The following is a 19259-nucleotide window of genomic DNA, read 5'->3' as shown; positions in this document are numbered from 1 at the left end:
GTCAGGGGCAGCTGCCGCGGAGGCGGCGAGCGTGGCCAGATGGCCGGCCATCCGCTCGATCCTCGCCCGATCGAACAGATCCGTCCGATACTCCAACACAGCTCGGAGTCCGTCCGACGACTCGACAACGGTCAGCGTCAGGTCGAACTTGGCCACACCCCGCTCGATCTCGACCGGCTCGACGTCCGCGCCCGCCAGCTGCCATGCCTCGCCGTCCGCGCTCCCCGGCGCCTGAAGGACGAACATGGTCTGGAACAACGGGTTGCGCGACAGATCCCGTTCCGGCGCCAGCTCCTCCACCAGCCGCTCGAACGGCAGGTCCTGGTGGTCGAAAGCGCCCAGGGCCGTGTCCTTGACGCGGTCGATCAGCTCGCCGAAGGTCGGGTCACCGGACAGGTCGGTCCGCATCACCAATGTGTTGACGAAGAAGCCGACGACATCCTCGATCTCGGCCCGGTTGCGGCCCGCGATCGGGGTTCCCACCGCGATGTCGTCCTGGCGGCAATAGCGTGCCAACACGACCTGGAACAACGACAGCAGGACCATGAACAGGCTCGCACCCTGCCGTCCCGCCGCCTCCCGCAACCGCTCAGCCACCTCGGCCGCTATCTCGAAGGTGACCACGTCGCCGGCGCCGCTCGCGTGCGCCGGGCGCTGACGGTCCGTGGGCAGCTCCAACGGTGTGGTATGGGCGAGGCGCTCGCGCCAGTACCCGAGCTGTCGCTCCAGCGCCGGCCCAGTGAGCTGGTCGCGCTGCCAGACGGCGAAGTCCGCATACCGCACCGGTAGGTCCGGGAGCGACGCTTCGCGCCCCCCGGCCAGGGCCGCCGCGTACAGCTCACGGAGTTCGCGCGCCAGGATGCCGGAGGACCAGCCGTCCGACACGATGTGATGTGCCGTCAGGAGCAGGTAGTGGTCGTCATCGGCAAGGCGTACGACGTCCGTCCGCAGCGGCCGGCCCGTCGTGAGGTCGAAGGGGCGCTTCGCTTCGCCGCGCAGCACCTCTCGGGCTCGTTCTTCGGCGTCCGCGTCTCCCTCGCCCCGCAGGTCGTGCACCGAAACTTCGACCGGCCAGGGCGCGTTGACCTCCTGGTGCGGCGTGCCGTCGTCGCCCGCCGTGAAGGCCGTGCGCAGCACCTCGTGCCGGGCCACCAGGCCGGACAGCGCCGTCTCCAGTGCTGTGACGTCGAGTAGGCCGCGTACCCGCAGCGCCGTGGGCACGAGATAGTCGGCGCTATCGGGGGTCAGGCGGTCCAGGAACCAGAGCCGCTGCTGTGCGAACGACAGCGGAAGCGGTCCGGCGGCGTCCTTGTCGGCACGTACGATCCGGTCCGCGTCCGCGTGCCGTCGCATACGGGACAGTAGCCGTGCCTCGATCGAGTTCTCGCCCATGATGATGTCTGTCCTCTGCTCTTCGGGTGGGCAACGGGTCTCTGCGCGGGGACAACGGGCCCCTGCGGGTGGGCAGGGGGCCGCTGAATTCAGGACGCCTGTTCCTGTGTGTCGAACAATTCGATGAGCTGTTCTTTGACACCGGTGACCGTCGGCGCCTGGAACAGGCGGCGCAGACCGATACGGACACCGGTCACCGCCTCGATGCGATTGACGAGCTGGATGGCGAGGAGGGAATGCCCTCCGATGTCGAAGAAGCGGTCGTGGATTCCGACCTTTTCGCGTCCGAGCACGCCGGCCATGATGTCGGCGATCTCCGCCTCGATGTCGTCCCGGGGCTCCACGAATTCCGCCGTGGTGTCGGCGTCGTCGGGGGCCGGCAGCGCAGAGTGGTCGACCTTGCCGTTCCGGTTGAGTGGGAGTTCGGGCAGTTCCACGAACGCGGACGGCATCATGGCCCGGGGCAGTCGCTCGGCCGCCCATGCCCGCAGCGCCTCGGCGTCCGTGTCCGCCGTACTGTCCGGCGCGGGTACGTGATAGGCGACGAGCCGTTTGTCGCCCGGGGCGTCCTCGCGGACGGTCACCGCGCACACCCCGACCGCGTCATGGGCGAGCAAGGCCGCCTCGATCTCACCGAGTTCGACCCGTACGCCGCGCAACTTCACCTGCCGGTCGATGCGTCCGAGCAGGTCGAGTTCGCCATCGGGGGTGAAGCGGCCGACGTCACCGGTGCGGTACATCCGGCCGCCGGTGAACGGGTCCGGTACGAAGCGTTCCGCGGTGAGTTCGGGCCGCTCGTGGTAGCCGCGCCCCACGCTGTCTCCGCCGAGATACACCTCGCCCAGCACTCCCGCGGGTACGGGCCGGCGGTCCGGGTCGAGGACGTACACGGTCTGGTTCACCATGGGCCGCCCCGCGAGGACCGGACCCTGGGGGTCGGTGCGCGAGGCCCGCCAGTACGTGGTGTCGACGGAGACCTCCGTCGCCCCGTACAGGTTGATCAGGTCGCCGGGGAATCGGTCGAGGAAGCGGGCCACCAAGGTCGGCTGAAGGGGTTCGCCGCTCGCGAAGGCGTAACGCAGGTGCGCGCAGTCTTCGGGCTCCGCCTGTGAGACGAACAGGTCCAGCAGGCTCGGCACGAAGTGCAGGCCGACCACCCGGTGGGCCCCCATCAGGCGTGACACCTCGGCCATGTCCAGCCGGTCGGAGCCGGGTACGAGCACGACCGTCGCCCCCTGCCACAGCGGCCAGAAGATTTCGTACGCCGACACGTCGAAGGACAGGGGCGTCGCCTGAAGGAAACCCTCGCCCGGCGCGAGCGGGAACGCGTCCTGCATCCCGGCCAGGTAGTTGACCACCCCTCGGTGCTCGATGCGGACGCCCTTCGGCCGCCCGGTCGAGCCGCTGGTGTAGATCAGGTAGGACAAGTCGCCGGGTGCTGCGACGGGCTCGGGTGCGGTGACCGGGAGGGTGTCCGGCAGGTCCGAGGCGCGGTCGACGGCCAGCAGGACCAGGCCCTCGGCCAGCAGGCCGGCGTGTGCGGTGTCGGTCACGACCAGTGGTGCACCGGAGTCCTCCACCAGGTAGGCCAGTCGTTCCGCCGGATGTTCCGGGTCGAGCGGAACATAGGCCGCACCGGCCTTCAGGATGCCGAGCAGCGTCCACACCAGGGCGGGGGACCGCTCCAGGCAGACGCCCACCGGGACGTCCGGTCCGATCCCCGGCTCGGCTCGCAGCCGGTGGGCCAACTGATTTGCCCGCCCGTCGAGTTCGCGGTAGGTCAGCTCTTCCGTGCCGCACACGACGGCGACGGCGTCCGGGGTGAGCGCCGCGCGCGCCTCGAACAGCTGATGCAGGGTGGCCGCGACGGGGACGGGCGCCGAGGTGGCGTTCCACTCGGTCACGATCCGGCGGCGCTCGTCCGTACCCAGCATCTCCAGCTCGGACAGCGCGCTGCGTGGACGCGCCGTCGCCGCGTCCAGCAGGTTGGTGAAGTGGTGCACGAGGCGCCGCGCGGTGGCCTCGGTGAAGAGGTCACCGGCGTAGACGACGGCGCCGTCCAGAGTACCGTCGGCCGCCTCGGCGAGGTACATCGACAGGTCGAACTTCGCGTCGCGGACAGGGGTCTCCAGGGGCTCCGCCGTCAGACCGGGCAGGCTCCACGCGTCCGCTCCGGGCGTGTTCTGGAGCGCGAACAGAGTCTGGAACAGCGGATTGCGGGACAGGTCACGGTCGGGAGCCAGCTCTTCGACAAGGCGCTCGAAGGGCAGGTCCTGGTGGTCGTACGCGCCCAGGGCCGTGTCCTTGACGCGGGCCAGCAACTCGGTGAACGCCGGATCGCCGGAGAGGTCGGTGCGCAGGACGAGAGTGTTGACGAAGAAGCCGATCAGGTCTTCGGTCTCGGCCCTGTTGCGGCCGGCGATGGGCGTACCCACCGCGACGTCCCGCTGTCCGCTGTAGCGGGCCAACAGCAGTTGGAACACCGACAGCAGGGTCATGAACAGGCTCGCCCCGCCGTCGGCGGCCACCGCCCTGGCACGTGCGGCGACGTCGGCGGGCACCGAGAACCGGACGACCTCACCCTTGCCGGTGCGCTGCGCGGGACGGGCATGGTCCGTCGGCAGCTCCAGCGGCTCCAGGTCCGCCAAACAAGCACGCCAGTAATTGAGCTGGCGTTCCAGCGGTTCGCCGGTCAGCCAGCCGCGCTGCCACAGCGCGTAGTCGGCGTACTGCACCGGCAGCGGTGCCGGGACCGGTCCCTTCTCCAGGGCCGCCGCGTACAGCGCGGACAACTCACGTACCAGCACGCCCACTGACCAGCCGTCGAAGGCGATGTGATGCACGGTGATCGCCAGGACCGCTTCCTCGTCGGCCAGTCGTACCAGCACCGCCCGCAGCATCGGGACGGTGCCGAGGTCCATTGGGCGCAGGGCGTCCTCGGTCACGACCGCCGCACAGGCGTCGTCCCGGGCCTGGGCGTCTGCGACGGCGCGCAGATCCCGTATCAGCACCGTCACCGGCCCCTCGGGGGAGATCGACTGGACCGGGGAGCCCGCTTCGTCCGTGCCGAACCGGGTGCGCAGGACCTCGTGGCGGGCAACCAGCGCGGTGAAGGCGGAGTTGAGTGCGTCCACATCGACCAGTCCGTGGACGCGGAAGGCGAACGGCAGCAGATATTCGGCCCTGTCCGGCTCCAACTGGTCCAGAAACCAAAGGCGTTGCTGAGCAAAGCTCAGTGGCAGTGGGGCACCGTCGCGCGGTACGGCGGGGATGCGGGCGATCCCGACGTCATCGAGGTCCGTCACCGCGGCGGCCAGCAGCGCCGGGGTCGGCGCGCTGAACAGGGTCCGCACGGGGACGTCCACGCCCAGCCGCCGGCGCAACCGCGACACGACCCGCGTCGCCAGCAACGAGTGGCCGCCCAGCGCGAAGAAGTCGTCGTCCACGCCGACCGTGTCGATGCCGAGCACCTCTGCCCAGACCTCGGCCACCGTCCGCTCGGTCCCGGTGCGCGGGGCCGTGTACGCGGCGCCCAGCTCGGACCGGTCGGAGGCGGGCGCGGGCAGTGCGCGGCGGTCCGTCTTGCCGTTCGGGGTGAGCGGGATGCGGTCCAGGGGCACGAACGCGGCGGGGATCATGTAGTCCGGCAGTTCGCGCCGGAGGTGGGCGCGCAGCGCGCCCGTCTCGACGGGCGGGTCCGCGACGACGTATGCCACCAGCCGCGGGTCGCCCGGTATGTCCTCGCGCAGCAGAACGGTGGCGAGCGAGACCGATGGGTGGGTGAGCAGCGCCGCCTCGATCTCACCGGGCTCGATGCGGTAGCCGCGCAGCTTGATCTGGTTGTCGCCCCGGCCGATGAACTCCAGATGCCCGTCAGGGTGCCACTTCGCGAGGTCGCCGGTGCGGTACACGCGCCGTGGCGTGCCGTCCAGCGCGACGACCTTGAACTTCTCGGCGGTCAGCTCGGGCCTGCCCAGATACCCTCGGGCCAGGCCGGGGCAGCTGATCCACATCTCACCCGGGACGCCTACCGGGACCGGCCGGCCGTGGCGGTCCACCACGAAGACCTTCGCGTTGGCGACCGGGCGCCCGATCGGCACGTGCTCGCCCGGACCGGTGATCCGCGCCGTCGCCGCCTCCTGCGCCGCCTCCGTCGGCCCGTAGCCGTTGACCAGCGGCACCGAGGTGTGGCGGAACCACTGGCGTACCTGCTCCCGCGGGAGCGCCTCGCCACCGAGTCGCACCAGCCGCAGTTCCGGGCCGAGGGAATCCGGCCCGTCGAGCTGGGCGGCGAGCGCACCGAACGCCGACGGGGTCAGCCAGGCCACCGTCACCTTGTTGGTGCGCAGCGCCTGCCCGAGCATCCCCGGGTCCCACGCGTCGTCGCGCAGTACCAGGGAAGCACCTGAGACGAGAGGCGCGAACAATTGCCCCACCGAGGAGTCGAAGGAGATCGACGCGAACTGCAGTACCCGGTCCTCGCAGGTGAGGTCGAGCTGCCGCCGGGTCTCCCGCATCCGTGCGCGCAGGGCGCCGTGGGTGATCTGGACGCCCTTCGGGCGGCCTGTCGAACCGCTCGTGTAGATCACGTACGCCAGATCGTCCGGCTTCGCCCCGGGCGCGGAACCGTCACCCGGGCGGACGGGCGGATCCGACGGCCAGGAGTCCTCCAGCAGCAGTAGCGGCGTAGCGGGGGGCAGCCGCTCGGCGTGCGAGGACCGGGTGACGATCAGCGGGGCTCCGCTGTCCTCGACCATGTAGGCGAGCCGTTCGGTCGGATACGTCGGGTCCAACGGCACATACGCGGCACCTGATTTGAGAATTCCGAGCAGCGCGCTCACCATGTCGGTGCCCCGGTCGAGGCAGACGGCGACCAGTGTCCCGGGACCGGCTCCGCGCTCGCGCAGCAGGGCGGCGATCCACTCGGCCCGCTCGTCCAGCTCGCGGTAGGTCAGATGATCCGAGCCGCAGGTGACAGCGGGGGAGTTCGGGCGTTCGGCGGCCCGGTCCTCGAAGAGCCGGTGCACGGTGACGGCGTCGGGGGCGTCGGTGTCCGCTCCGTTCCATGAGGTGAGTATCTGCCGCCGCTCCGAGGCCGTCAGCATCTCCAGGGCGGACAGCCGGGCGGTGGGGGCGTGAGCGGCCGCACCGAGCAGAGTCTCGAAGTGTCCGGCGAGCCGTACCATCGTGGCTTCGTCGAAGAGGTCGGTGGAGTAGACGATGGTGCCGTCCAGACCGCCGTCGTCGGCCTCCGTCGCGTAGAACGTGAAGTCGAACTTCGACTCCTGTGCGGCCACATCCAACTGGCGGACGCTGAGGCCGGGCAGCTCCCAGGATTGGTTGTCGGGTGTGTTCTGGAGGACGAACATGGTCTGGAACAATGGGTTCCGGGAGAGGTCCCGCTGTGGCGCCAGTTCCTCCACCAGCCGCTCGAAAGGCAGATCCTGGTGGTCGTAGGCACCGAGTGCGGTGTCCTTGACGCGGTCGATGAGTTCGGTGAACGTCGGGTCGCCCGACAGATCGGTACGCATGACCAGCGTATTCACGAAGAAGCCGACCATGTCCTCGATCTCGGCCCGGTTGCGGCCCGCGATCGGAGTGCCCACCGCGATGTCCTCCTGGCCGCTGTAGCGCGACAGCACGACCTGGAACACGGCGAGCAGCGTCATGAACAGGCTCGCGCCCGTGTCGTGCGCCAGTCTGCGGGCACCGTCGGCGGTCGCCGCGGGGATGCTGAAGGTGAGCATCGCCCCGTTGCCACTGCGCCGCGCCGGGCGCCTGCGGTCGGTGGGCAGCTCCAGCGGTGCGGTGCCCGCCAGCGTGTCACGCCAGTAGCCGAGTTGCGCGGACAGCTCATCACCGGTGAGCCATGCGCGCTGCCAGACCGCGAAATCGGCGTACTGCAGCGGAGTTTCGGGCAGATCAGCGGATATGCCCGTGACCCGCGCCGTGTACAACATGGTGAGCTCCCGCGAGATCACCCCCATTGACCATCCGTCGAAAGCTATGTGATGGATCGTCAGCGAGAGGAGGTGATCCGCCTCGTCCAGCCGGATCAGCAAGGCGCGGACCATCGGACCGATGGCGAGATCCACCGGCCGGAAGCCCTCGGTGTCCACGAGCGCGATGGCGGCCTCTTCCCGGGCACCGGCATCCGCGACGGACCGCAGGTCGTGTACGGCCAGCGGCAGCGGCCGGGGCTCGTCGATGAACTGACCGGGGGTGCCGTCCCCGTCGGTGACGAAACGGGTCCGCAACACCTCGTGCCGCGCCACCAGCTCCGACAGCGACGCCTCCAGCGCCGGCACGTCCAGCGGACCGCTGATGCGCAGCCCCATGGGGATGAGATATTCGGCGCGGCCCGGCTCCAGCTGATCCAGGAACCAGAGGCGGCGCTGCGCGAACGACAGCGGCAGAGGCCGCCCGTCACGGGCGGCGGCGGGGATTGCGGCCGTGACGTCGGGATCGGACGGTGAGACCAGGGCATCCGCGCCCTCGTCCATGTCCTCGTCGATGGACTCGAACAGCCGACGGGTCCGTCGCATGGCCTCATCGGCGAGGAACGATGCCACGGTCCGTACGGTCAAGGGCCCCTTTGCCGAAGGGGCCTGGAATTCCGAGCCGAACTCCATCGCCACCCGGCGGGCCATTTCCGCCGCCTGCTCCCCGGTGCCGCCCAGCAGGAAGAAGTCGGACTCCGCCGCCTTCACCTCGGTGCCGAGAACGGACCGCCACACGTCGGCGATACGGGCCTCGGCCGGCGAGAACTCACGCCCCGCTTCCCGGCCGGGTGCCGGCGCCGGCGGCACCATCGGATTCGTAGTCATGCGTCCACCAGTTCCTCGTCGTCGACCCGTAACGGAAGGCCCTCGGATGCTCAGCCGAATTCGATGCTCGCAGAGCGATCTTGACGAGATAACTGGTTACTTCTGCCCGTACGCGCGGCGGCCGAGGCGGAGTGCCCCGGCCGCCGCACTCGTGCCACGCCGTTCCCGCGCCGGTTCAGGCCGTGGCCGTGACCGGGGGCTCCTCCGGCGGCACGGTCCGGGCCGCCGCGCTCGCAGGGCCCGCCCCGCTGCTGTCTTCCGCAGCGTCGGTGGTGGCGCGTTCGGATGCCGTCCGCTTGCGCATTCCGGCCCATTCCCTGCTCATGCCAGGCACACCGATGGCGACCAGGTACAGCCCGCCCACGATCCACAGCGCCGTCGACGTGCCGGTCGCGGTCACCAGCCCCGCCCCCAGCAGTCCGCCGAACGGGATTCCCGCCCAGGTGACCGCCTGCGCCAGTGTCTTGACCCGGCCCAGCAGCGGTGTCGGGATCAGTTCGTACGTCACCGCACCCACGATCGGGTTGACGAAGCCGGACCCCAGGCCACCCACCGCGAGCACCGTCAGCACCAGCCACAGTGGTGCCCCCATAGCCATGGCGGCGAACCGGGGCAGGCCGCCCAGGGAGAAGCCGATCAGATAGACGGTGCGCCGTGGCAGTCGCTCGGCCACCCCGGCGGCCACCAGCGCGGCGATGATCGACGTCGCGGCGAAGACACTCACCACCAGGCCGATGGCCTCCGCGCCGTTCCCCGACTCCTTCGCCCACACCGGCAACAGCACCGACATGAATGCCTGGTCGAGGAGATTTGTCACCGCCAGCATGCCCACGATGGACCGCAGCAGCTTCGCGTCCCGCAGGAAGGTGGCACCCTGGCGCAGTTGAGAGAAGTAGCCGCCGCTCTCCTCGATCGGGGTCTCGTGCGGCTCGGGCACCGGGTCGGTGAGGGTCGTCGAGACGATCAGCGCCGACACCGCGAACAGTGCGGCGGTGATCCACAGCGCGTACAGGCTGCCGAACGCGGTGACGACCACGCCCGCGAGGGCCGGCCCGACGGTCGTCGCGGTCCGCTCGACAGCGGCCGAAAGACCGGTGCCCCGCTCGAGGGGTACGCGGGCGGCGCGGGTGGCCGACGGCACGAAGAGCCCCTTGGCGCCGTTGGCCGGCCCGTCGGCCGCGCCGACGACCGCGAGCAGGGCCAGCAGCACGCCGAAGGGCAGGCCGCCCGTCAGGTAGAGCAGCGGGGCGGTGGCCATCGCGGCAGTGGACAGGAGGTCGCCCGCCACACTGATCCGCTTGGGGCCGATGCGGTCGATGAGCGGGCCTGCCAGCGCCTGCGAGATCACGTACGGGACGATCTGGCAGAAGGCCACCAGACCGGTCTTGCCCACGCTGCCCGTGGTCGTCAGGACGAACCAGGGCAGGGCGATCGATAACACGCGGTTGGCCGACAGGGCCGCCGCGTTGGCCGACAGCATGCCGACCAGGCCGCGCAGGACCCTGGGGCCCGTGTCCGGCGCCGATATCCGTGAGCCGTTGTCCGCCGCCGTCCCGGCGGCTGTGTGCTGAGTGGCCATCGCTCTACTCCATGTCGGTGGGCTGGGTGACGCGCCGGTCCTCGCTGGTCGGGAACAACTGGAACTGGAAGGTGACCCGTGCCGCGTCCTGCGGCGTCTGCGCGTCGGCGGCCGCGGCGGCGGACGTACGCCTGCGGAGCAGGGCATGGATCTCCGCCGTCAACTCCTTGGCGTCGGCGGGCGTGAGGGCAAGCGCGTAGTCACCGAAGTCCTGCGCGTCGCGCCACTGGGGTGTGAGTGAAGGGGTCGCCTCGATCGCGGCCGTCAGGGCGTCGGACCAGACCCGGCCGAGGGCCTGGAGGTAGGCGATGCCGAGTCCCTCGCTGCCGTCCAGCGCCTCGCTGTCGGGCGCGACGGTATTCGCATGCGCCGCCTGCCACCAGCGCTCACGCCGCCCGCCCGGTGAGGCTGCCTCTGTGATGAAGCCGTACTCCGCGAGCTGGCGCAGGTGGTAGCTGGTCGCCCCGGTGTTCAGATTCAGCCGGCGAGCCACCGTGGTGGCCGTGGCCGGGCCCTCTGTCCGCAGGCTGGTGAGGATCTGAACCCGTAGTGGGTGGGCGATGCCGCGCAGGTTACGGGCGGTCAGATGTACCTGGGAGGGCTGCTGCGGTAGTTCCATGAGGTTCAAGCTAGACCACACAGGAGTCTGTGCATAGAAAGTTGTGCACAGAAGTCTGTGCAATATTTCGGCGCGCAGCTTCTTGCAACTCCTCCAGCGCTGCCGGGAGTTGCTTCTCGGTTGACGGCGCGATTCGTATGTGTGCCCTTCCGGCATGTGTCCGTATTGGAGCGCGTCGCGATGGGCGGCTCGCCGGCGGCCGCGCGTCAGCGAGACGGCACGGCAACGGAAACAGGCGTCACCGTCACCGTTGCTCCGCCGTGAGGCCGCGCGTGAGTTGGCCGCCGTGCGGTCGGTCCGGCGGTCGTAGGCGGGCGTGTCCAGTTCGGGGAATTCCACGGCGAGTTCGGTCCTCAAGTAGTGCCAGAACTTGTCCTCGAAGGTGGCCAGGGACAGCAGGCGGCCGTCGGCCGTGGTGAAGACGTCGTTGTCGCCCTGGACGAGTCCCGCTGCCGTGGGGTCCTCGAACTCGAGGAGGGGGAGGGCGAAGAGTGAGCACCAGGCCGTGATCGATTCGGTGAGGGAGACGTCGATGTGCTGCCCTTCGCCGTCCCCGGTCAGGGCGGCGGTCAGGGCGAGGGCGGCATGCATGGCGCCGGCCAGGTCGCCTATGCGGACGCCGGGGCGGGTGGGGGCGCCGTCGAGGCGGCCGGGGACGGCGAAGAAGCCGGAGAGGCCGAGGAAGTTGAGTTCGTGGCCGGGCTTCGCGGCGTACGGCCCGGTCTGTCCGTAGCCGGTGAGGGAGCACAGGACGAGCCGCGGGTTCGTTTCGTGCAGGGTGTCGAAGTCGAGGTCGAGACGGTCGAGAGCTCCAGGGCGGAAGCTCTCGACCACGGCGTCGGCGGTGCGGACGAGCCGCAGGAAGGCGTCCCGGCCCCGGCCGGTGCGCAGGTCCAGTGCCACGGAGCGCTTGTTGCGGTTGAGCGCCTCGAACAGGGGCGGTGCGACGCGCAGGGGGTCGCCGCCGGCGGGGTCCTCGACCTTGATGACGTCCGCGCCGAGGTCGGCCAGCATCGACGTGGCGTACGGGCCGGGCAGGAGACGGGAGAGGTCGAGGACGCGCTTGCCCGTGAGGGCCGACCAGGGCGGGGATGCGGCGGTCATGGTGGAGGACCTTCCGGACGAGACTGCGCGGATCAGTGGTTGAAGGCCAGGAGCTTGGCGATGCCGTTGCGCTGGATCTCGGAGGTGCCGGTGAGGACGCGGAACATGCGGATCTTGCGGAAGAGGTACTCGATCTCGTTGCCCTGCGTGAGTCCGTCCTTGCCGTGGATCTGCACGGCTTCGTCGAGGATGCGGAAGGCGGACTCGGCGACGAACAGCTTGCACATGAGGGCCTCCGCGTGGACCTCGCGGCCCTCGCCAGCGCTGCCAGCGCGGTGTACGTCATGGAGCGCGCGGCGTAGAAGTCGGTGGCCATGTCGGCGACCTTGTGCTGGATGGCCTGCATCATCAGCAGGGGTTGTCCGCCGGCGACCTTCCGGGTGCGGGTCCGGTCCAGGGTCAGGGCGATGGCGCGGCGGGTGGCGCCGAGGACGGTGGGGCAGTGCAGCAGCCGGTTGGTGGTCACCCGGCCGAGCGCGATGCGCATGCCCTTGCCCTCCTCGCCGAGGAGGTTGGCGGCGGGGACGTAGCAGTCGTCCAGGACGATGTCGCTCTCGATGTGCGCGCCGGACATCGGGGTCGCTCCGTCCTCGACGCGGCAGCCGGGGCTGTCGAGGTCCACCAGGAAGGCGGAGAACAGCGGCTTGTCGCCTTCCGATTCACCCGTGCCGGCCATGCGGGCGACGACGATCGAAAAGTCGGCGAACGGGCCGGCGGAGGAGAAGACCTTGTGACCGGTGAGCCGATAGCCGTCCCCGTCGGCCACGGCGACGGTGCGCATGGATCGGACGTCGGAGCCGGCGTCGGTCTCGGTGAGGGAGAAGCAGCAGGCCCGCTCACCGCGGATCAGCGGCAGCAGGTACGTGTCCAGCTGCTGGGGGGTGGCGTGCTTGAGGATGTCGCCGGCGCGCAGCGGTCCGCCCATGTCACCGAGAACGCTGTGGGCCAGGACGCGCCCCACGACCTGTGGTGGATTCCGAACGACGCCTACGGCTCCTACCTGGCCAGCGGCATCCACGGCCAGCGGCTCTTCGTCTCACCCGGCCTCGACCTCGTCGCCGTTCACTTCGGCTCGCAGGTCATCTCCCCGGACGTGGCGGTCGCTCCGCTCGTCCAGGCGTTCCTGCGGATCGGGACCCACCTCGAATCGACTCGGTGAACTTCCTGTGAATCAGGCCGCGGTGACAGCGGCCCTGCCGCAGATCCGGGCATCGACCCCTGCCGTGGGACCCGGATCTCTCAGGAACTTCCCAGAATCTCTCCGGAGGTGATCAGGGCGGGCTGACAGCGTCGGCAACTGTTCCGATACGCCTCGACCGACGTGGAGCGTTTGCTGTGGCCACATTCCTTTCCCGGCTGGGCCGGTTCTCCTTCCGGAGGCGCTGGCTGGTCGCGTTGCTGTGGGTGGTTCTGCTGGTGGGGACGGGGGTGATGGCCGGGCGGGCTCCCGCCCCGCCGCCCAACGACTTCTCGATGCCCGGCACGGAGGCGCAGCAGGCCTACGACCTCCTGGACAAGAACTTCCCCGAGCTGAACGCCGACGGCGCGACGGCCCGGGTCGTGTTCCGGGCCGAGGACGGCAAGATCACCGACCCCGAGGCGAAGAAGGCCATCCAGGAGACGGTCCGGGAACTGGGCGACGATCCGCAGGTCGTACGGGTCACCGACCCGTACGCCACCCGGTCGGTGAGCGCTGACGGCTCCACCGTCTACGCGCAGGTCTCCTACGAGGTACCCGCCTCGAAGCTGGAGGAGAGCTCGCGCACCGCGCTGCAGGACACTGTGGAGAAGGCGGGCTCGACGGAGCTGACGGTCGAGGTCGGCGGCAACGCCGTCACCGCGGTCGCCGGCGGCCGTTCCTCCGAGGCCCTGGGCCTGGCGGTGGCCGCCGTGGTGCTGGTCATCACCTTCGGCTCACTGCTCGCGGCAGGGCTTCCGCTGCTCACCGCCATCCTCGGCGTGGGCATCGGCGGACTGGCGATCAAGGTGCTGGCGGAGCCGCTCGGGCTCGGCTCGACCACAAGCGGCCTCGCCACCATGATCAGCCTCGCCGTCGGCATCGACTACGCTCTGTTCGTAGTCTCCCGCTACCGCGCCGAACTCGCCCGCGGCCGCAGCCGTAAGAAGGCGGCCAGGCACGCGGTCGGCACCGCCGGATCGGCAGTCGTATTTGCAGGGCTGACCGTGGTCATCGCCCTCGCCGGGTTAGCGGTGGTCGGCATTCCGCTGCTCACGCAGATGGGACTCGCCGCGGCCGGTACCGTCGTCATCGCAGTGCTCATCGCCGTCACGCTGATCCCCGCGCTGCTCGGGATCTGCGGCCGCCGGATCGGTCCGGCCCGCGCGAAGCGGCGTCGCGGCGAGGACGACAGTCCGAAGGCGGCCATGGGCGTGCGCTGGGCCCGGTTCGTCGTCCAGCGACCGGTCGCCGTCCTCCTGAGAGGCATCGCTCTGCTCAGCATAATCGCCGTGCCGGCGGCTTCGCTGCAGATGGGACTGCCGGGCGACGAGAGCAAGCCCGCCTCCACCACGCAGCGCCGCGCGTATGACATGGTCGCCGACGGCTTCGGCCCCGGCTACAACGGTCCGCTGACTGTTGTCGTCCAGGCCAAGGAAGGCGGCAGTGCCAAGGCCACTGCCCAGAGTGTGACCAAAGACATCCGCGACAGGAAGGACGTCGCCGCAGTCGGACAGCCGAGGCTGAGCAAGTCCGGCGACACCGCCGTTCTCAATGTCGTCCCGGCGACCGCGCCGTCAAGCACCGAAACGGCCGACCTCGTGCACGCACTGCGCGACCCGGCACTCGCGAGTGACAGTGACGCCCACGTCCTGGTCGCCGGATCGACGGCGATGAACGTGGACGTCTCGCAGAAACTGTCCGACGCACTGCTCCCGTACCTGGCACTCGTGGTCGGCCTGGCGTTCCTGCTGCTCATCGCCGTCTTCCGCTCCCTCCTCGTCCCGCTCAAGGCAGCCCTGGGCTTCCTGCTCTCCGTCCTTGCCGGCCTCGGCGCGGTGGTCGCGGTGTTCCAGTGGGGCTGGTTGTCCTCGGTCTTCGGGGTCGCGGTACCAGGACCGGTGATGTCGATGATGCCGATCTTCATGGTGGGCGTCGTCTTCGGACTCGCCATGGACTACGAGGTGTTCCTCGTGACGCGGATGCGCGAGGCGTACGTCCACGGGCAGTCGCCGAAGGACTCCGTGGTCAGCGGATTCGAGCACAGCGCGCGCGTGGTGACCGCGGCGGCCGTGATCATGATCTCGGTGTTCGCGTCCTTCATGGGCAGCGACGAGCAGATGCTCAAGACCATCGGCTTCGGTCTCGCCGCCGCCGTCCTCTTCGATGCCTTCGTCGTCCGCATGGCGCTCGTCCCCGCCGTCCTCGCCCTGCTCGGCCGGCGCGCCTGGCAGCTGCCCCGATGGCTGGACCGGTCCGTGCCCGACCTGGACGTCGAGGGCGAGCGGCTTGAGCGGGACCAGGCCGATCCCACGCGCACAGGCGACGAAGCGTCACCCGACGGCTGCCGGGACCTGGTCGTCGAAACCGCGGGAAGCGGCAGCGGCCACTGAGCCCGCGCCCCTGACCGGGGCCAACGCGCCTCGATCCCGCATCCGCGTCCACACGCTCGCGTCCACGCGTCCACGTTCACGCACTCGTGTCGACGCGCCAGGACCAGCCCGGCGTGTCGACGCGCCCGTGTCCACGGGGCGGCGGCCCCCTCCCGCCGCCCCGTACCCCTCTCCCGTACCCCGCTATCTCGTCCACAGGAGCCTGCCCATGTCCTCCGCCCCGCTGTCCCCTCGTCCTCCCGGCCCGCCCTGGCGCCACGCCCTCGAAGGAGCCCTCTCCGTCGCGACCGCCGTCCTGGCGATGACCGCCGCCGCATCGGCGGCACTGACCGTCCTCGGCGCCGGAGCGATCGCTCCCGTCTCCCGCTTGGTGCCGATGATGGTGAGTATGGCCGTCGGTGGCGGCGTCACCGTGGAATCGGCGCCCGCCGCCGAGTCCGCCGACGGCGGCGGCCTGGGCGGCGGCCTCGGCGGCGGGCTGCTCGGGGGACTGGGCGGCGGCGGTGGAGGCATGAGCCTCGGCCTGACCGGTGAGGCGGCGGTGACACCACTGATGCTGACGTTCCTCGGCACGGCCGTCCTGGCGATCGGCTTCTTCCGGCCCCTGCGCCGACGGCAGCGGCCTGCCCCGGCGCTGCTGTGGGCCCGGTGCGGCGGTGCGCTCGTGACCTCGGCAGTGGTCCTCCCGATCCTGGCCGGCATGGCCCAGGGCACGGCCCGGCTGCCGGAGAGCGTGACGGAGCGCTTCGGCAAGGGCGCCTCGTCCGGAGCGTTCAGCCGGTTCGGAGGCGGCGGGGGCGGAGGTCTCACCAAGGGCCTGTCGTCGGTGATGTACGAGACCGACACCGCGGCGACCGTCTTCTTCGGCCTGATGTGGGTCGGCGCCGTCTTCGCCCTCGGCTGCCTCGCGGCCCGTCGTACGACCCTGCCGCGCCCGGTCGCCCTCAGCCGCCTGCGCCTGAAGTGGAACGCCGTCACCTCCACTCTGACCGGGATCGGAGCCGTGCTGTGCTGCTCGACTCTCGTCGTCGCGCTCCTCGCCGCGGCCGCGGACCTGACCGGCCGGGGGCAGGCGGCCAAGGCGGCGGGCCTGCTGCTGCTCCTCGGGCCCAATCTGATCGCCGTTCTGCTCACCGCCGGCCTCGGCACCTCCTGGCAGGCGGGCATGGAACGACTGCAGCCCGAAGGCGGCGGGATGCTCGGCATGCTCGGTGGCGCGGGTGCGGCTCAGGGCGACGCGGCGGGCAAGGACAAGTCCATCGACCTCGGAGGCTGGTCGGGCGCCGGAGTGCCGCTGTGGCTGATCGCCATGGTTTTCATGCTGCTCCTCCTGGTGATCGCCGGGTACCTGGCCTCCGCCCGCACCCCGGCTCGCACCCCGCGCGAGGACTCCGAGGCACTGCTCGACCGCCACGCGGAGATCGCCCTGCGGACAGGCGTCGCGGTGGGCGTCTCAGCTCTGTTGCTTCCCCTGCTCGCGCAGGGGTCGGTGCGGATCGGCATCAGTCTCATGGGCAACGAGATGGGCGGCATGACCGCGGAACTGGACGGAGGGATGGGACTGTCCGCACTGACCGGCTTTGTCCTGGCCGCCCTCGCCTCGTACGCTGGCAGCCGCCTGCACAGTCGGCGTGCCCGGCGTTCGGACATCGCCCCGCAGCGGCCCGGCAACACGAACCGACGACCGGCCGCCACCCGGGTCCCGTCGGACACGGTGTCGTGAGCCCCATGTGATCTCCTGACAAGCCTCTACCAGCCCAGCCCAGCCCAGCCCAGCCCAGCCTCAGCCACCCGTCCCCAGTCCCCGGCCCGTGAAGGCGGCGATCCACACCATGGCGGCATCCGCACCTACCCCGCACTCCGTGGGTCGCCCCGGCCGGCACCACCTGCTCGTCGTCGACGACGAGCCCACCGTCCGGGAACTGCTGCGCACCGCACTGAGCTATGCCGGCTTCGACGTCGACGCCGCCGCCACCGGTCAGGAAGCCCTCGACCTTGCCGCGGCCCGCACGCCGGATCTCGTTCTGCTCGACGTGATGCTCCCGGACATGGACGGCTTCGAGGTGATCCGCCGCCTGCGGGCCCAGCCCCGCTCACCCCTGCCCGGCCGCGGCGGAGACGTGCCCGTCCTCTTCGTCACCGCACGCGACGACCGCCAGGACCGGCTCCACGGCCTGAGCCTCGGCGGCGACGACTACGTCACCAAGCCCTTCGACCTAGAAGAACTGATCGCCCGCATCCACGCCGTACTGCGCCGTACCCGGGGGTGCGGTGACGGTCGTCCGGCCGGGGGTTGATCGACACAGGAGAGCGCGCGGACCGGAGTGAGGCGGGTAGGGGGCCCAAAACTCCGGGCCGGCTCCAGCCGGACGGATCAAGCCATCCGAGGCCCGCTCGCTGTCGCCTCGGCGGTGGAGATTCCGGCTCCGGTTTCATGTTCTCGGACCAATGCGACGGACGGGGCGCCGCGCCCGCGTCCGAGGAAAGGTGGACAAGGGATCCGAGTTGCAGCCTCGAAGCCCTCTTGCCTCCGTGCCGCCTCAACACCGCACAGGGGAGTACACAATTGATTCGGCACGTGCGCCGGAGGCCGGTGAGCCTTCTTCCGGTGGCGCTCGAGATCATGGCTCGCTCATGCTGGAAGCAGGAGGGTCCGCGGTGGCTCGGACACTCCTCGTCTGCGATCACCCTCGGTTACTATGCTCACTTCATGCCGGAGGCGGGCAGCAAGGGGCTCGGCGCCATCGACAGGGCCCTCGGGGAGCGGGGAGGCCGGCAGGCCAATCGAGCCCCCCGGATTCTCCCCAGCATCGTTGACCGCGACTTCTTGCCCTGCGCCCCCGGTGCATTGATCCATGGATTACAAGGCTGAAGAGATGGGTGGCCTGGGAAAGTGTTGGATGAGGTTGTAGCGACCCGCTACGTCACGCCCCTGCGGGAGGGCGGATCGCTTCCCGGGATCGTCGAGGCCGACGACCTCGGCACCTATGTCATGAAATTCACCGGCGCCGGACAGGGGCGCAAGACTCTGGTCGCGGAGGTCATCTGCGGGCAGCTCGGCCGCCGGCTCGGGCTGCGGGTGCCCGACCTCGTGCAGATCCAGCTCGACCCGGTCATCGGGCTCGCCGAGCCCGACCAGGAGGTGCAGGAGCTCCTGAAGGCCAGCGGCGGGCTCAACCTCGGGATGGACTTCCTGCCCGGCTCGATCGGCTTCGACTCCCTCGCTTACCAGGTGGACCCGCGGGAGGCCGGACGGGTCGTCTGGTTCGACGCGCTGATCAACAACGTCGACCGGTCCTGGCGCAACCCGAACATGCTGGTCTGGCACGGCGACCTGTGGCTCATCGACCACGGCGCCACCATGATCTGGCACCACAACTGGCCCGGCGCCCAGGCGTCCGCCGCCAAGCCGTACAACGCCTCCGACCACGCGCTCGCCCCGTTCGCGCCCGACATCGCGGCGGCCGCCGCCGAGCTCGCCCCGCTGGTCACCGAGGAGCTGCTCACCGAGGTCGCCGCCGACGTCCCCGACGAGTGGCTGGTGGACGAGCCGGGCTTCGACTCCACCGACGAGCTGCGCCGCGCCTATGTGGACGCGCTGCTGCCGCGCGCCGCGACCATCCACGAGCGGATCACGATGGACGGGCCCGCCGAGCCCAAGCCGTCCCAGGCCCCCGGCTGGCTCACCGACCACCTCACCCCCTGGCCGCACCCCGCCAAGAAGAAGAACGACAAGGACGGCCGGCCGTGAGTGAGCGCGATGTCTTCGAGTACGCACTGCTGCGCGTCGTGCCGCGGGTGCAGCGCGGCGAGTTCTTCAACGCGGGCGTGGTCGTCTACTGCCGTGCACGGAGCTTCGTGGCCGCCCGCACCCATCTGGACGAGACCAAGCTGAGGGCCCTGGACCCGGACGCCGACGTGATCGGAGTACGCGCCGCCCTGCACGCCGTCGAGGGAGTCTGCCGCGGCGGTACGGACGCGGGCCAGGCGGGTGGTGACGACGCAGGCCGCCGCTTCCGGTGGCTGATCGCGCCGCGCTCCACCGTCGTCCAGCCGAGCCCCGTGCACAGCGGCCTCACGGCCGACCCGGAGGCCGAGGTCGAGCGGCTGCTCGACCTGCTGGTGCGCTGACCTCCGGGGCCTCGGGTGCCGCCCGCGACCACCGCGC

General features: G+C 70.5%; 9 protein-coding genes and 2 pseudogenes. 6 read left to right on the top strand and 5 right to left on the bottom strand.

What is annotated here, in order from left to right; all coding sequences use genetic code 11:
- From ACIRJP_RS36945 to ACIRJP_RS36925, 5 genes and pseudogenes are all read right to left on the bottom strand, one after another.
- Nucleotides 1–1392 (bottom strand): condensation domain-containing protein (locus tag ACIRJP_RS36945; protein ID WP_404184225.1); only part of this gene is annotated, 1392 nt, incomplete at its 3' end.
- Nucleotides 1393–1481: 89 nt separating this feature from the next.
- Nucleotides 1482–8219 carry an amino acid adenylation domain-containing protein gene (locus ACIRJP_RS36940; protein ID WP_404184222.1) on the bottom strand — a complete coding sequence of 2246 codons (6738 nt, stop codon included), beginning with the start codon at nucleotides 8217–8219 and terminating at the stop codon, nucleotides 1482–1484.
- A 175-nt stretch (nucleotides 8220–8394) separates the two neighbouring features.
- Nucleotides 8395–9798 carry an MFS transporter gene (locus ACIRJP_RS36935; protein ID WP_404184219.1) on the bottom strand — a complete coding sequence of 468 codons (1404 nt, stop codon included), beginning with the start codon at nucleotides 9796–9798 and terminating at the stop codon, nucleotides 8395–8397.
- Between the two features lie 4 nt (nucleotides 9799–9802).
- Nucleotides 9803–11521, bottom strand: coding sequence for a CoA transferase (locus tag ACIRJP_RS36930; RefSeq protein ID WP_404184216.1), 1719 nt, complete (start codon nucleotides 11519–11521; stop codon nucleotides 9803–9805).
- Nucleotides 11522–11553: 32 nt separating this feature from the next.
- A pseudogene (locus ACIRJP_RS36925) lies at nucleotides 11554–12302 on the bottom strand (acyl-CoA dehydrogenase).
- Nucleotides 12303–12461: 159 nt separating this feature from the next.
- Here ACIRJP_RS36925 and ACIRJP_RS36920 point away from each other — a divergent pair.
- The 6 genes and pseudogenes from ACIRJP_RS36920 to ACIRJP_RS36895 all read left to right on the top strand — a co-directional run bounded on the left by ACIRJP_RS36920 (nucleotide 12462) and on the right by ACIRJP_RS36895 (nucleotide 19222).
- A complete protein-coding gene (locus tag ACIRJP_RS36920) occupies nucleotides 12462–12680 on the top strand; it encodes a hypothetical protein (RefSeq protein WP_404184213.1) in 219 nt (72 codons plus the stop codon).
- A 176-nt stretch (nucleotides 12681–12856) separates the two neighbouring features.
- The gene (locus ACIRJP_RS36915; protein WP_404184210.1) at nucleotides 12857–15091 is read left to right on the top strand and encodes an MMPL family transporter; all 2235 of its coding nucleotides are present in this window, start codon (nucleotides 12857–12859) and stop codon (nucleotides 15089–15091) included.
- A 208-nt stretch (nucleotides 15092–15299) separates the two neighbouring features.
- Nucleotides 15300–16814 (top strand): streptophobe family protein, encoded by a 1515-nt coding sequence (locus ACIRJP_RS36910; protein ID WP_404184207.1) that lies wholly within the window; start codon nucleotides 15300–15302, stop codon nucleotides 16812–16814.
- A gap of 109 nt (nucleotides 16815–16923) precedes the next feature.
- Nucleotides 16924–17358, top strand: a pseudogene (locus tag ACIRJP_RS36905) (response regulator transcription factor); the annotation flags it as partial.
- Between the two features lie 626 nt (nucleotides 17359–17984).
- Entirely contained in the window at nucleotides 17985–18842 is an 858-nt protein-coding gene (locus ACIRJP_RS36900) for a HipA family kinase (RefSeq protein WP_404184204.1), read from the top strand.
- Entirely contained in the window at nucleotides 18839–19222 is a 384-nt protein-coding gene (locus tag ACIRJP_RS36895) for a DUF3037 domain-containing protein (protein WP_383723414.1), read from the top strand. Before ACIRJP_RS36900 ends, ACIRJP_RS36895 begins: the two co-directional genes overlap by 4 nt.
- Nucleotides 19223–19259: the final 37 nt, after the last annotated feature.

Origin of the sequence: Streptomyces sp. NPDC102437, assembly GCF_044765565.1 — a bacterium.
In the GTDB taxonomy this organism is placed as follows: Bacteria; Actinomycetota; Actinomycetes; order Streptomycetales; family Streptomycetaceae; genus Streptomyces.
The sequence above is the reverse complement of the archived record's forward strand: the minus strand, read 5'-3'. Positions and strand labels throughout refer to the sequence as shown.